Origin of the sequence: Pseudonocardia broussonetiae (assembly GCF_013155125.1) — a bacterium.
Taxonomy (GTDB): domain Bacteria; phylum Actinomycetota; class Actinomycetes; order Mycobacteriales; family Pseudonocardiaceae; genus Pseudonocardia; species Pseudonocardia broussonetiae.
In genome coordinates, this window is the sequence record NZ_CP053564.1 from 493,412 (window position 1) to 505,825 (window position 12,414).

General features: G+C 74.6%; 14 protein-coding genes. 10 read left to right on the forward strand and 4 right to left on the reverse strand.

Features of this window, described 5'->3' with window-relative positions; translation table 11 throughout:
- Positions 1–3: 3 nt before the first annotated feature.
- Positions 4–1,173, reverse strand: coding sequence for an acyl-CoA dehydrogenase family protein (locus HOP40_RS02435; protein WP_172154233.1), 1,170 nt, complete (start codon positions 1,171–1,173; stop codon positions 4–6).
- Positions 1,174–1,273: 100 nt separating this feature from the next.
- On the opposite strand from HOP40_RS02435, the gene HOP40_RS02440 reads away from it, so the two are divergent.
- A complete protein-coding gene (locus tag HOP40_RS02440) occupies positions 1,274–1,516 on the forward strand; it encodes a hypothetical protein (RefSeq protein ID WP_172154235.1) in 243 nt (80 codons plus the stop codon).
- A 26-nt stretch (positions 1,517–1,542) separates the two neighbouring features.
- Positions 1,543–1,935 (forward strand): PIN domain-containing protein, encoded by a 393-nt coding sequence (locus HOP40_RS02445; protein WP_172154237.1) that lies wholly within the window; start codon positions 1,543–1,545, stop codon positions 1,933–1,935.
- Positions 1,936–1,978: 43 nt separating this feature from the next.
- Here HOP40_RS02445 and HOP40_RS02450 read toward each other — a convergent pair whose 3' ends face one another.
- Positions 1,979–2,740: a tyrosine-protein phosphatase gene (locus HOP40_RS02450; RefSeq protein WP_240157471.1), complete on the reverse strand. Its 762-nt coding sequence runs from the start codon at positions 2,738–2,740 to the stop codon at positions 1,979–1,981.
- Between the two features lie 25 nt (positions 2,741–2,765).
- Here HOP40_RS02450 and HOP40_RS02455 point away from each other — a divergent pair, with 25 nt between their 5' ends.
- Both HOP40_RS02455 and HOP40_RS02460 read left to right on the forward strand, forming a co-directional pair.
- A complete protein-coding gene (locus HOP40_RS02455; RefSeq protein WP_172154241.1) occupies positions 2,766–4,217 on the forward strand; it encodes an AMP-binding protein in 1,452 nt (483 codons plus the stop codon).
- Between the two features lie 117 nt (positions 4,218–4,334).
- Positions 4,335–5,426 carry an alpha/beta hydrolase gene (locus HOP40_RS02460; protein ID WP_172154243.1) on the forward strand — a complete coding sequence of 364 codons (1,092 nt, stop codon included), beginning with the start codon at positions 4,335–4,337 and terminating at the stop codon, positions 5,424–5,426.
- 97 nt (positions 5,427–5,523) lie between these two features.
- On the opposite strand, the gene soxR is transcribed toward HOP40_RS02460, so the two are convergent.
- Complete coding sequence (gene soxR / locus HOP40_RS02465; RefSeq protein ID WP_172154245.1) at positions 5,524–5,994, reverse strand: redox-sensitive transcriptional activator SoxR; 471 nt, start codon at positions 5,992–5,994, stop codon at positions 5,524–5,526.
- Positions 5,995–6,056: 62 nt separating this feature from the next.
- Here soxR and HOP40_RS02470 point away from each other — a divergent pair, with 62 nt between their 5' ends.
- The 3 genes from HOP40_RS02470 to HOP40_RS35355 all read left to right on the forward strand — a co-directional run bounded on the left by HOP40_RS02470 (position 6,057) and on the right by HOP40_RS35355 (position 8,865).
- Complete coding sequence (locus HOP40_RS02470; RefSeq protein WP_172154247.1) at positions 6,057–6,782, forward strand: SDR family NAD(P)-dependent oxidoreductase; 726 nt, start codon at positions 6,057–6,059, stop codon at positions 6,780–6,782.
- Positions 6,779–7,834, forward strand: a complete 1,056-nt coding sequence (locus tag HOP40_RS02475) for an S-adenosylmethionine:tRNA ribosyltransferase-isomerase (protein ID WP_172154248.1) — start codon at positions 6,779–6,781, stop codon at positions 7,832–7,834. Before HOP40_RS02470 ends, HOP40_RS02475 begins: the two co-directional genes overlap by 4 nt.
- Positions 7,835–8,184: 350 nt before the next feature.
- The gene (locus HOP40_RS35355) at positions 8,185–8,865 is read left to right on the forward strand and encodes a transglycosylase SLT domain-containing protein (protein WP_205347057.1); all 681 of its coding nucleotides are present in this window, start codon (positions 8,185–8,187) and stop codon (positions 8,863–8,865) included.
- Here HOP40_RS35355 and HOP40_RS02485 read toward each other — a convergent pair.
- Positions 8,859–9,080 (reverse strand): RNA-binding S4 domain-containing protein, encoded by a 222-nt coding sequence (locus tag HOP40_RS02485; protein ID WP_172154250.1) that lies wholly within the window; start codon positions 9,078–9,080, stop codon positions 8,859–8,861. The genes HOP40_RS35355 and HOP40_RS02485 overlap by 7 nt on opposite strands.
- A 47-nt stretch (positions 9,081–9,127) precedes the next feature.
- Between HOP40_RS02485 and HOP40_RS02490 the strand changes: the two genes are divergently transcribed.
- From HOP40_RS02490 to HOP40_RS02500, 3 genes are all read left to right on the forward strand, one after another.
- Positions 9,128–11,113, forward strand: coding sequence for an acyltransferase family protein (locus HOP40_RS02490; protein ID WP_172154252.1), 1,986 nt, complete (start codon positions 9,128–9,130; stop codon positions 11,111–11,113).
- Positions 11,114–11,132: 19 nt separating this feature from the next.
- Positions 11,133–11,762: a class I SAM-dependent DNA methyltransferase gene (locus HOP40_RS02495; RefSeq protein WP_172154254.1), complete on the forward strand. Its 630-nt coding sequence runs from the start codon at positions 11,133–11,135 to the stop codon at positions 11,760–11,762.
- Between the two features lie 100 nt (positions 11,763–11,862).
- Positions 11,863–12,369 carry a hypothetical protein gene (locus HOP40_RS02500; RefSeq protein WP_172154256.1) on the forward strand — a complete coding sequence of 169 codons (507 nt, stop codon included), beginning with the start codon at positions 11,863–11,865 and terminating at the stop codon, positions 12,367–12,369.
- Positions 12,370–12,414: the final 45 nt, after the last annotated feature.

A 12,414-nucleotide genomic window follows, 5' to 3' on the forward strand; every position in this document is an offset into this window, starting at 1 on the left:
CTCCTATCGGGGCAGGCCGAGCACGCGCTCGGCGGTGACGTTGCGCTGGACCTGCGAGGAGCCGCCCCAGATGGTGACCGACCGCGACCACATCGCCTGGGCGTGCAGCGGGCGGAGGTCGAGGTCGCCGAGGGAGTCGAGCGTGGCGTCGTCGCCCAGGATCTCGTCGAAGACCTCCCAGAGGTCCTGCGAGGGCTCCGACCAGATGAGCTTGGTCATCGACGCCTCGAAGCCGAGGTCGCGACCCTGCTCGACCTGGGTCTGCACGTGCATGGCGTGGTAGCGCAGGCACTCCAGGTCGGTGAGGACGCGGGCGAGCTTGCCCCTGATGACGGGGTCGGTGTCGCGGCCCAGCCGCTTCGCCACGTCGACGACCTCGTCGTACTGGCGGCGGAACTCGGTGTACTGCGCGATGCCCGAGGCGCCGCGCTCGAAGGACAGCAGGAGCATGGCGGTGCGCCAGCCCTCGCCGATCTCGCCGAGGACCTCGGTGGCGGGCACGCGGGCGTCGGAGAAGAAGACCTCGCCGAACTCGCTCGCGCCGCTCATCTGCTTGAGCGGGCGGGCGTCGACGCCGTCCTGGTGCATGTCGATGAGCAGCATCGAGATGCCGCGGTGCTTCTGCGAGCCCGCCTCGGTGCGCACGAGCGTGAAGATCTTGTCGCCGTGCACGGCGTTGGTGGTCCACACCTTCTGCCCGTTGACGACGAAGTCGTCGCCGTCGCGCACGCCCTTCGTGGCCACGGCCGCGAGGTCGGAGCCGGCGCCGGGCTCGGAGAAGCCCTGGCACCAGATGACCTCGTTGCGCAGCAGCGGGCCGATGATCTCCTTCTTCTGCGCGTCCGTGCCGATCGCCATCACGGTCGGGGCGAGGAACGTCAGGGCCAGCGGGTTGACCGAGCGCGGCGCGTTCGCCAGGACCATCTCGGCGTCGTAGATCGCCTTCATGCCGGGCGTGCCGCCCCGGCCGCCGTACTCGGTGGGCCACTGGATGCCCGCGAAGCCGGCGAGCGCCTTGTCGCGCTCCCAGTCGCGGCGCAGCCGGAAGCTCTCGTCGTCGTCGAGGGACTCCCAGAAGCCGGGACGCGTCCACTCGTTCGGGATGTTCGCCGAGAGCCAGGAGCGCAGCTCGCTGCGGAACTCCTCCTCGGCGGCGGTGTAGGTCAGATCCATGTTCACGGCCTCCTCGCGCGGTACCGCCCACCTTGGCATACCCGGCAGTAACCCTGCAGCGCCGTGTGCGTGAACGGTGGCCTCCCCGTACCCTCCGGCCATGCGCAGCGAGCGTGTGACGGTGAGCCTGCCGGCCGAACTGGTCGCCGAGGCCCGCGGCGCGGTGCGCCGGGGCGCGGCGTCGAGCATGTCCGCCTACATCGCCGAGGCCGTGGCCGCGCGCCAGGTGCGGGAGCGGACCCTGGCCACCCTCGAGGACCTCTACGGCGGCCCGCCGCCGCCCGACGAGCTCGACGAGGCCCGGCGCACGCTGCGGCTCGCGCCGCCCGCGGCCGCGGTCTAGGGGCGGCCGCGCATGGGTACCACCCTGTGATCGGCGGCCGCGTCCTCGACGCCTCCGCCCTCATCGCCTTCGCCACCGGCCGCCCGGTCTACGTCCGCGCGCTGGTCTGGGCCGCCGTCGAGGCCAACATCGTCCTGGCGGTGCCCAGCGCCGCGCTCAGCCGAGCGTGGTCGGTGCTCTCCCCCGAGCACCACGCCGCGCTGGGCGTGCTGCTCGACCTGCCCATCACCGTGATCGACCAGCTCGACCCGCGCGCCGCGCAGGAGTCGGGCCTGCTGATGGCCGAGTCCGGGGGCGACGACCTGTCAGCCGGGCAGGTCACGCTGAGCGCCCGGCGGCGCGGGTGGCCGGCGGTCACGGGCGAGCCGTGGGCGCTGCGCAAGCTCGACACCGGGGTGGCGATAGAAGAGCTGCCGTGAGTGGATACGAGTGCCAGGGCACTCGTATCCACTCACGGGTCGGCTAGGTGAGCCGCCCGCGTAGGCGCTCGAGCGCGGCGTCGTCGAGGCCGTTGGCGCGCAGCCAGCCGGCCGCGCCGCCCGTCCCGTCGGTGCCGTACTCCGCGTCGAGGTGGGCCAGCACGGCCTCCATCACGACGGCGCGGGGCAGGTGCGGGGTGAGGTCGGCGGGCATCTCCTCGCCCGCCGCGGTGGTCCAGCGCCGCCACATCGCCTCGACGTTCTCCGCCGACAGCGCGTAGTCGGCCACCACCGCCTCCCGCTCCACGCCGACCGCGTCGAGCACGAGCGCGACGAGGACGCCGGTGCGGTCCTTGCCCGCGGCGCAGTGCACGAGCGCGGGCCCGGCGTCCTCCGCGGCCAGGCGGCGCACGGCCTCGGCGACGTTGGCCGGGTGGTCGCCCAGGTAGCCGAGGTAGTTGCGCAGCAGCGGGTCGGTGTCGTCCCCGGTCTCGGGCAGGTAGTCGCGGCTCTCGCCGATGAACGTCAGCGGCACCGTCTCGACACCCGCGGCCGACACCGGGGTCGGGCCGTCGCGGTCGATCTCGCGGGGCGTGCGGAGGTCGAGGACCAGCGTCAGGCCGAAGCCGTCGACGAGGCGGGTGACGTCGTCGGCGGTGGCGTGGTGCAGCGACCCGCTGCGCAGCAGGACGCCGGAGCGCGTCGTGCCGCCGTCGGCGAGCGGGAGGCCGCCGACGTCGCGGACGTTGTCGATGCCCTCGAACGGCAGGGTGCGCGTGGTGTACTCGGGCGTCTCGTCGATCACTTGCTCAACGCTAACCGGAGGGACGATGGACGACCACATCCCCGTGGGCCAGGGTTTCGACCGCCTCGCCGCGCTGGACCCCGACGCCGTCGCCCTGCACGCGCCCGACGGCGACGTCACCCGCGCGGAGCTGGCGGCCGCGTCGAACCGGGCCGCGCGGGAGTTCCGCTCCCTCGGCGTGCGGCAGGACGACCTGGTCACGATCGGCCTGGGCAACGGCTTCCCCTTCTACGCCGCCGTGCTCGGGGCGTGGAAGCTCGGGGCGGTGCCGCAGCCGGTGTCGGCGAAGCTGCCGCCCGCGGAGCTCGCCGCGCTGCTGGAGATCGCGGACTCGCCCGTCGTCGTCGGGCTGGCGGCGGCCGACCGCCCGTCGCTGCCCCCGAACTGGAGGCCCGACCCGGCGCAGTCGGCCGACCCGCTCCCCCCGGCGCTGCCGCCCAGCTGGAAGGCGCCGACGTCGGGCGGCAGCACCGGGCGTCCGAAGATCATCGTCGCGGGCCAGCCCGGCTGGACCGACGCCGTGACCGAGCGCGCGGAGCGCCTGCGGATCGGCGGTCCGGGCGACGTCTTCGCCGTGACGGCCCCGCTCTACCACAACGCGCCGTTCATGTTCTCGCTGATCGCGCTGCTGCGCGGGTGCCCGCTGCTGGTGCTCGACCGGTTCGACGGGGCGCACGTGCTCGAGGCCGTGAGCCGCCACCGCGTCCACTGGTTCTACGCCGTGCCGACGCTGATGGGGCGGATCCTGCGCCTGCCCGAGGAGGTGCGGGCGGCCGCCGACCTGTCGAGCGTGCAGACGCTGCTGCACGTCGGCGCGCCGTGCCCGGAGCCGGTGAAGCGCGCCTGGATCGCGTGGCTGGGGCCGGAGAAGGTGGTCGAGCTGTACGCGGGGACCGAGTCACAGGCCGGCTGCCAGATCGACGGCGTCGAGTGGCTGGCACACCCGGGCTCGGTCGGCCGCACGACGTGGGGCGAGATCCGCATCGGCGACGAGGAGGCGCGGCCGCTGCCGGTGGGCGAGGTCGGCGAGGTGTGGATGCGCTACCCGCCCGACGCCGTGCCCTACCGCTACCTCGGGGCGACGGCGCGGGCCCACGACGGCTGGGAGACGATCGGCGACCTCGGGCACGTCGACGAGGAGGGCTACCTCTACCTCGCCGACCGCCGCAGCGACCTCATCCTCGTCGGCGGCTCGAACGTATACCCGGCCGAGGTCGAGGCGGCGCTGGCCGACCACCCGCAGGTGCTGTCGTGCTGCGTCATCGGCCTGCCCGACGAGGACCTCGGGGCGCGGGTGCACGCGCTGGTGCAGGTGGACGGGGAGGTGACCGACGAGGACCTGCGCGCCCACGTCGCCGCCCGGCTCACCGCGAACAAGGTGCCGCGGACGTGGGAGCGGGTGGACGGGCCGCTGCGGGAGGACACGGGGAAGGTCCGGCGGTCGGCGCTGCGGGCGGCGCGGTTGCACTCACAGTAGCCAGTGTGACGGTGTGTGACTTTATTTACGGCGCTGTCATCGTGTCGACGTCTTCGGCAACTTGTTACTCCATATGGTGGATGAGTCCGCGCTCCCCGCGTCCGTTCGGAGTAACACGTGTCCCCCTCGCGATCCCGGCTGCGCCTCATGGCCGCTGCCTTCACCGTCTGCGCCACCGCGATCCCCCTGGCGGTCTTCGCCGGCACCGCGTCCGCCCTCCCCGAGGACGCGCTGCCCGGCGACCCGTCGCTGTCGGACTACAGCGCCCCCGAGTCCGACGAGGACGTGACGGTCACCCCGATCGACTTCCAGGTCTCCAACCAGCTCGAGCCCGGCTCGTCGTACACGCTGCGCGGGTTCCTCTACGAGCCCGCGGACGCAAAGGGCTGCACCACGGTGCTGCAGGCGAACCACGCGCTCACCACCGGCGCCTGGTACTGGGACATCCCTTTCGAGCAGGACCGCTACTCGATCGCCCGCACCATCGTGAAGGAGTCGGGGATCTCGTTCCTCGCGCTCAACAAGCTCGGCTACGGCCAGCCCGACCACCCCTACCGCTCGTCGGACCGGCCCAACGGCTACACCGTCACGGTCGAGGCGCTGGCCGACGCCAGCCACCAGGTCACCCAGCAGCTGCGCGAGGACGGCTACGAGCACGTCGGCCTGATCGGGCACTCCGCGGGCAGCGAGGAGTCGGAGCTGCAGGCCGGGCTCTACCAGGACGTCGACGCCCTGATCCTCTCCGGGTTCACCCACCTCGCCACCGAGCGCTTCACCGCGCAGATCGCCACGCAGGAGGTGCCGCGGACCCTCACCGACGACTACCCCTTCTTCTTCGGCGACCACGAGACCCGCGACAGCTTCCTGTTCACCGACCTCGCCGACCCCGAGCTCGTGAAGGCCCTGCACCCGCTCGTGAACGAGACCCCCGCCGGCGAGATCCTCTCGATCGGACCGCAGCCCTCGCGCGCCGTCGCGCCGCTCATCGACGTCCCGGTGCTCACCCTCATCGCGGAGGCGGACGAGATCTTCAACGCCGCCGGCGCCCCGATCGACGAGGCGACGTTCCTGAGCAGCGACGACGTCACGTTCAACAGCTACCCGGGCATCGGCCACGGGGTGGAGTTCCACCGCAACGGCCCGGAGATCACGCAGGACGTCGCGGACTGGATCACCGCCCGCCCCGGCGCACTGCCCTCCTGCCGCTAGCCCAGCAGGCACGACCGGACCCCGACACGGTCACCACGAGACCCCGACTCGCGGGCTTTCCCCCGCGAGTCGGGGTCTCGTTGCGCGTGAGTCGCGCTCACACCCCCTCCGCCGGCGTCCTCCGCAGCATCGGGGGCAGCAGGCGGGCGCCGGGGCCGGCCGCGGCGGCCCGGTCGTCGGGGTTGTAGAGCCGGCAGCGGGCCAGGGACAGGCAGCCGCACCCGATGCACGAGTCGAGCCCGTCGCGCAGCGCCACGAGCGCGTCGATCTGCTCGTCCAGGCGCCCCCGCCACGCCTTCGACAGCCGCGACCAGTCGGCCTTCGTCGGCGTCCGGCCGTCGGGCAGGCGGTCGAGGCCCTCGCGCACCTCCTCCAGCCCCACCCCGATCGTCCGGGCCGCGCGGATGAACGCGAGCCGCCGCAGCACCGACCGCTCGTAGCGCCGCTGCCCGCCCGATGTCCGCGTCGTCCGCAGCAGCCCCTCCCGCTCGTAGAACCGCAGCGCCGACGCCGGGAAGCCGCTGCGCGCCACCACCTCGCCGATCGTGAGCAGGTCGTGCCCGTCCATCCGTCCCCCGATCACGAAACCCGACTTGACCTGAAGCTGACTTCAGCTTGCACGGTAGCTCCATGACACCCACGACCACCACAGGCACCGCCATCGTCACCGGCGCGGGCGCCGGCTTCGGGCTCGCCCTCGCCACCGCGCTCGCCGCCCGCGGCACCACCGTCCTCGCCACCGGCCGCGACGCCGCCCGCCTGCGCGCCGCCGTCGCCGACCTCCCCCGCGTCGTCGCCGTCCCGGGCGACGTCACCGACCCCGCGCACCGCGCCGACCTGGTCGCCACCGCGCGCCGCCTGGGCGGGCTCGACCTCCTGGTGCACAACGCGGGCGAGCTCGGCCCGTCGCCGCTGCCGCCCCTCGCCGCCTACCCCCTCGACGCCCTGCGCGCGGTCCACGAGACCACCGTCGTCGCCGCGCTCGCACTCACCCAGCTCGCGCTGCCGCTCCTGCGCACCGCCGCGGCGCCCGCGGTCGTGACCCTCAGCTCCGACGCCGCCGTCGAGGCCTACCCGGGCTGGGGCGGCTACGGCAGCGCGAAGGCCGCGCTCGACCACCTCGCCGCCGTGCTCGGCGTCGAGGAGCCCGGCGTGCGGGTCTGGGCCGTCGACCCCGGGGACATGCGCACGGCCATGCACCAGCGCGCGTTCCCCGGCGAGGACATCTCCGACCGGCCCGAGCCCGGGACCGCCGTGCCGGCGTTCCTGCGCCTGCTCGACGAGCGCCCGCCCAGCGGCCGCTACCGGGCGGCGGACCTCGTGGTGGCACCGGCCGCCGGGGCGGTGGCCCGGTGACCCGCGCGCAGCCGGCAACCCGGTTCACCCCCGGGCCGTCCGCGACCCGCCCGCCCGCCGTCCGCGACGGGGTGCGCCTGATGGTCGCCGGCGACGCCGTCGCACACCGCCGCTTCCGCGACCTGCCCGACGCCCTGCAGCCGGGCGACCTCCTCGTCGTCAACACCTCCGACACCGAGCCCGCCGCCGTGCCCGGCCGCCGCGCCGACGGGCGCCCGGTCGTGCTGCACGTCGCCGGGCCCGGCCGCGAGGGCGGCCTGGTGGTCGAGCTCCGCACGCCCGACGGCGGCCGCGTCACCGACGTCGTCGCGGGCGAGGCCGTGGCGCTGCCGGCCGGGGTGGTCGCGGTGCTGCACTCCCCCGTCGCCGGGGCGACGCCCGGGCGCATGTGGCGGGCGACGGTCCCGGTCGAGGGCGGGCTGCGCGCCTACCTGGGGGCCGTCGGCGCGCCCGTCCGCTACTCCTACGTGCCGCGGCCGTGGCCGCTCGCCGAGTACCGCACGGTGTTCGCGCGGCCCGTCCCCGGCGAGTTCGGCAGCGCCGAGATGCCGAGCGCCGGGCGCCCGTTCACCCGCGCCGTCCTCGACGCCCTGCGCGCCCGCGGCGTGCGGACCGCGGAGATCGTGCTGCACACGGGCCTCTCGTCCCCGGAGGCCGACGAGGTGCCGCTGCCCGAGCGGTACCGCGTGCCCGCCGCCACCGCCGACGCCGTGGGCCGGACGCGTGCGGCGGGCGGGCGGGTGGTCGCCGTGGGCACGACCACGACCCGCGCGCTGGAGTCGGCCGCCGGACCGGACGGCACCGTCGTCGCGGCCGGGGGATGGACCGACCTGGTGCTCGGCCCGGACCGCCCGGCCCGGGTCGTCGACGGGCTGGTCACCGGGTGGCACGAGCCGGAGGCCTCGCACCTGCTGCTGCTCGAGGCGGTGGCCGGTCCGGAGCTCGTGGGACGGGCGTACGCGGCTTCCGCCGAGCGGCCGTACCGGTGGCACGAGTTCGGCGACTCCTGCCTGCTCCTTCCGCCACGCAGCGTCACTCGTCGCGCTCGGTGACCGTTGGCCGTCGCCGCCCGGCACACATCGCAACCCTGTCGGGCACGACGAACGGCACGTCAGCTGCGCCGACAGGCAGCGTGTCACCTTGTGGGGCCGTAACGGGACCTCGTAAGGTCCTGCCTCAGCGTTACGAACCGATCACGACGCCACGGGCCGGAACTCCCCATCCGGCCCACCGGACCCCCGACCGGGCCGTCGTGATCGGTTCGCTCCCCCGAGCGCTGAGAGGCTGGACCGTGGCTGGACATCGTTCTCCGCATGGCGCACGCGCCCGTCGCGCCTCCGGCGCGGCCCGGCACCACGCCGCCGAGCGCCCCGCGCCCACCGGCCCCTCGCTCCGCAACACCGTGGTCGCCTCGGCCGCCGCCGTCGGCGCGGTCGCCACCGGCACCTTCACCGCCCTGCTCCCCACCCCCGGCGACACGGCCACCACCGCGGGCGCCGCGGAGACCATCGACGCCACGCTCGTCTCCGCCGACTCGGCCTTCATCGCCGACCTGCCGGCCACGGCCACCGGGATGCTCGCCCCGGTCTCCTTCGCGACCGCCGCCGACGGCGCCGAGATCGCCGAGCTCGCGTTCCTGGACAAGGGCCACGCGATGGCGCAGGAGCTCGCGGAGCGGCAGGCCGAGGAGCAGCGCATCGCCGCCGAGCGGGCCGAGCTCGACGCGCTGATCGCCAGCGGCGGGCTCGACGGCTGGATCGCGCAGGCGCTCGACATCCTCGACCTGTCGCAGTCGCTCGCCCCGTCGGTCAAGAACATCATCATGAAGGAGTCGGGCGGCAACCCCCGCGCGATCAACAACTGGGACTCCAACGCCCGCGCCGGCACGCCGTCGCAGGGGCTCATGCAGACGATCCCCTCGACCTTCGAGCACTACGTGCACCCGAGCCTCGCCGACGAGTCGATCACGCACCCGGTCGCGAACATCACCGCCGGCATCCGCTACATGATCGACACCTACGGCCTCGACACCCTCGAGGCCGGCGGCCGCACCAACTCCAGCGGCGGGTACGTCGGCTACTGAGCCGCCACCGGGCGGGCCTTGCGCCCGCCGACCGCCACGACGTCACCGGCCTTGAGCTGCGCGCCCCGGCGCGCCTCGGGACGGCCGTTGACCTGCACCTCTCCCGCCTCGATCAGCTCGCGCGCGTGGCTGCCGTCCTCGGCGAGCCCGGCCAGCTTGAGGAACTGACCCAGGCGGATGGGCTCACCGCTGAGCGGGACGTCGTCGATGCGCATGAGACCATGGTGCCCGCCCCCCACGCAGTGAAGGAACTCCGCACGGCATGACCAGCACCGGACCCGCCCCCGCGGCGCCCGGGCCCTCCGTCGCGGCGCCGCGGCGGTTCCGCCCCGAACTGCAGGGGCTGCGCGCGGTCGCCGTCGCCCTCGTCGTCGTCTACCACGTCTGGTTCAACCGGGTCTCCGGCGGCGTCGACGTCTTCTTCGTCATCACCGGCTTCCTGCTCACCGGGCAGCTGCTGCGCGCGACGGGCCGCACCGCCGTCCCGGTGCTGCGGCAGTGGGCGCGCACGCTCGGGCGCCTGCTGCCGGCGGCGCTGGTCGTGCTCCTGGGCACCGTCGTCGGCGGCGCGCTGGTCCTGCCGGAGTCGCGCTGGATGCAGGCCGTGCGCGAGGTGCTGGCGTCGTCGCTGTTCCTGCAGAACTGGCGGCTCGCGGCCGACTCCGTCGACTACGCCGCCCGCAACGACGGGGCGAGCATCGTCCAGCACTTCTGGTCGCTGTCGATCCAGGTGCAGGTCATGCTGGCCGCGCCGGTGGTGATGCTGGGCGTCGTGGCACTGGCCCGGGCCCGCGGCACGTCGCCGCGCCGCCTGCTGGCGGCCCTGCTCGGCGCGGTCCTGCTCGGCTCGCTCTGCTGCTCCGTCCTGCTGACGGCCACCGACCAGCCCTTCGCCTACTTCCACACCCTCACGCGGTTGTGGGAGTTCGCGCTCGGCGGCCTGCTGGCGCTGGTGATCGACCGCGTCCCGCTCGGCGCCCGGCTGCGGGTGCGGCTGGGCTGGATCGGCCTCGTCGGGCTGGTGGCGTGCGGGATGGTCCTGCAGGTCGACGCCGTGTTCCCCGGCTACGCCGCGCTCTGGCCGACGACGTGCGCCGCGCTGGTGCTGCTGGCGGGCGACACCGGATCGCGCTCGGGGGCCGACCGGTTCCTCGCGAGCGCGCCGCTGCGGCGCCTCGGCGACCTCAGCTACGCCCTCTACCTGTGGCACTGGCCGCTGCTGGTGCTCGCGCTGGTGTGGTCGCGCGAGGACCAGCTGGGCGTCGGCGCCGGGCTGGCCGTCATCGCGGTGGCGCTGGGCCTGTCGGTGGTCACCGAGCGGCTCGTGGAGCTCGCGAGGGACCCGTTCCGGGTGGGAGTGGCCGGGCTCGCGGTCGTCCTGGCCGTCACGGGGTGCTGGCAGTTCGTGGCCGTCTCCCGCACCACCTCCGACGCCGTCGTGGGCAGCGACCTGCACCCGGGCGCCGTGGGCGGCGACGTGCCGCTCGCCGACCTGCTGCCCGCACCCGCCGGCGTCACCGAGGACTGGGTGCGCCTGGAGCAGTGGGACTGCGCCCCGCTGCGCGGCATCGCGTGGGACGCGTGCCGGCTCCCCGTCGAGGACGAGCCGGAGCGGCGGATCGTGCTGGTCGGCGACTCGCACGTGCAGCAGCTCGCGGGCGCGCTCGTCCCGATCGCCGAGCGCTCGGGCTGGCAGCTCATCTCGATGGTGCTCGGCGCCTGCCCGTACTCGACGGCGTCGGAGGTCGACAAGGGCGCGGGCGAGCAGGCCTGCCTCGACTGGAACGAGGCCGCCGCCGCCGAGATCGCCGACCTGCGACCCGACGCGGTCGTCACCCTGGCCAGCCGCGACGTCCGCCCCGGCCTCACCGAGCAGACCCCCGTCGGCTTCGTGGAGCGCTGGCGCCAGCTCGACGACCTCGGCATCCCGGTCCTCGCCGTGCGCGACAACCCCCGCTTCGACTACTCCCCCGCCGACTGCATCCAGCAGCTCGGGCGCGGCAGCGTCGTGTGCGGAGTGGCCCGCGAGGAGGTCTACTCCCCGGAGCCGCCCTACGCGCAGCTCGGCGACGTGCCGCCGAACGTCTCGTTCCTCGACATCGCCGACGCCGTCTGCGACGACGCCCTGTGCCCCGCGGAGCGCGGCAACGTCCTGGTCTACATGGACGACAACCACCTCACCGCCACCTTCAGCACCTCGATGGCCCCGCTGCTGGAGGACCGGATCCGCGGGTCGCTGGGCTGGTAGGTCCCGCTACGGTCACCCCGTGGACGACCGGACCGACGAGCTGCGCCACGCCCACGACTCGCTCGCGGAGCTCTACGCCGAGCTGTTGCACTCGGTCGTCGACGAGATCCCGCAGGACCGGGCGGTGCTCGCGCTGTTCCACGAGCTGCTCGACGGGCGCACGCAGGTCGCGGACATCGGGTGCGGGACGGGGCGGATGGCGGGCCACCTCGCCCGGCTCGGGCTGGAGCCGCGCGGCGTCGACCTCTCCCCGGAGATGGTGCGCGTGGCCCGTCGCGACCACCCCGGCATCCCGTTCGAGGTCGGTGACCTGCGCCGGCTCCCCTACGCCGACGGCGAGCTCGCGGGCGCGCTGTGCTGGTACTCGCTCATGTACCTGCCGCCCGAGGAGCGGGAGCGCGCGTTCGGGGAGGTGGCGCGCGTCGTGCGACCGGGCGGCGTCGTCGCGGTCGCCTTCAAGATGGGCGACGACGCGCACCGGCGCGGCGGGGCGGCCGTCGGCGTCGCGTTCGACATCTGGTGGCTCTCGATGGCGGAGGTCGAGCGCCGCCTCGCCGACGCCGGGTTCCGGGTCGTCTTCACGGCCACCCGGCCGGCGCGGCCCGACGAGCCGCAGCCGCAGGGCTACGTGGTGGCGGAGCGAACCTGAGCCACCCTTGAGCCATTTCTGAGCCACGCCTGAGCCGTTTCTGAGCCAGAGTGGTGCCGTAGTTCTTGCTAGTGGCACCGTGTTGTGCCACAGTGGTGCCATGGACCTGACCCCGTACGTGGCCTCCCTCGGCCGCGAGCTGCTGACCGCCGTCGAGGCGGGCGGCGAGGACGCCGGCGCGGTGATCGACCGGCTCACGGCGTCGATGGAGTCGGCGATCCGGCTCGCGCTGCTGGAGGCGCTGTCGGCCGCCGCGGACGAGATCACCCGCGAGCTCGCCCCCGGCGCGGTCCAGGTGCAGCTGCGCGGGCGTGACCCGCGGTTCGTCGTGACGCCGCCGCCCGCGGAGCAGCCGCCCCCGCAGGCCCCGGCCGCAGACGACGCCCCGGCCGACGACCTGGAGGACGGCCCGGCCGTGCGCGTCAACCTCCGCCTCCCCGAGCAGCTCAAGGCCGCGTTCGAGGAGGCCGCCGGGCGGGAGGGCCGCTCGCTCAACGCCTGGCTCGTCCGGGCCGGCTCGACCGCGCTGCGGGCCCCGCAGCGCGACCCGGCCCCCACGAGCCGCACGGCCCGCGGCTCCCAGCGCTACACCGGCTGGGCGCGCTAGCGCCGAGCCCACCACCAGCACGAACGTCGACGCGACACCCTCCGA

What these genes read in the sequence shown, in the direction of transcription:
- HOP40_RS02435 (WP_172154233.1), bottom strand. Translation starts at nt 1,173, where the DNA reads ATGGATCTGACCTACACCGCCGCCGAGGAGGAGTTCCGCAGCGAGCTG.
- HOP40_RS02440 (WP_172154235.1), top strand. Translation starts at nt 1,274, where the DNA reads ATGCGCAGCGAGCGTGTGACGGTGAGCCTGCCGGCCGAACTGGTCGCC.
- HOP40_RS02455 (WP_172154241.1), top strand. Translation starts at nt 2,766, where the DNA reads ATGGACGACCACATCCCCGTGGGCCAGGGTTTCGACCGCCTCGCCGCG.
- soxR (WP_172154245.1), bottom strand. Translation starts at nt 5,994, where the DNA reads ATGGACGGGCACGACCTGCTCACGATCGGCGAGGTGGTGGCGCGCAGC.
- HOP40_RS02470 (WP_172154247.1), top strand. Translation starts at nt 6,057, where the DNA reads ATGACACCCACGACCACCACAGGCACCGCCATCGTCACCGGCGCGGGC.
- HOP40_RS02485 (WP_172154250.1), bottom strand. Translation starts at nt 9,080, where the DNA reads ATGCGCATCGACGACGTCCCGCTCAGCGGTGAGCCCATCCGCCTGGGT.
- HOP40_RS02490 (WP_172154252.1), top strand. Translation starts at nt 9,128, where the DNA reads ATGACCAGCACCGGACCCGCCCCCGCGGCGCCCGGGCCCTCCGTCGCG.
- HOP40_RS02500 (WP_172154256.1), top strand. Translation starts at nt 11,863, where the DNA reads ATGGACCTGACCCCGTACGTGGCCTCCCTCGGCCGCGAGCTGCTGACC.